Origin of the sequence: Herbaspirillum sp. C7C2 (assembly GCF_022627865.1) — a bacterium.
In the GTDB taxonomy this organism is placed as follows: Bacteria; Pseudomonadota; Gammaproteobacteria; order Burkholderiales; family Burkholderiaceae_D; genus Herbaspirillum; species Herbaspirillum frisingense.
The window spans coordinates 1-262 of the sequence record NZ_JABXGI010000082.1 but is presented as its reverse complement, the minus strand read 5'-3'; the positions used below and the strand labels follow the sequence as shown (position 1 = coordinate 262).

The following is a 262-nucleotide window of genomic DNA, read 5'->3' as shown; positions in this document are numbered from 1 at the left end:
GGACAGCACGCCGAGGAACGGTGTCACCCCGGGCAACCACCCGAGGTTCGTCAGGATGCCGTTGATCCCGGCGATGAGCCCGCAGGCGATCAGCGCGGGGATGAGTGGGATGAAGATGGCCGAGATGCGACGGATGGCACGCATGGTGCGGCCGTCGGAACGGGCACGGGCGGATGCCTTGATCGACGCGCCCCGCGCCGCCAGCTCCTCGGGCGACACCGAAGCCGAGGGCGCACCCGGAACAGGAGCAGCACGCAAAGAC

1 pseudogene is annotated in these 262 nt (G+C 69.5%); it reads right to left on the bottom strand.

From position 1 onward, the window contains the following. Positions 1–262 (bottom strand): annotated as a pseudogene (locus HWE04_RS24320) (hypothetical protein); the annotation flags it as partial.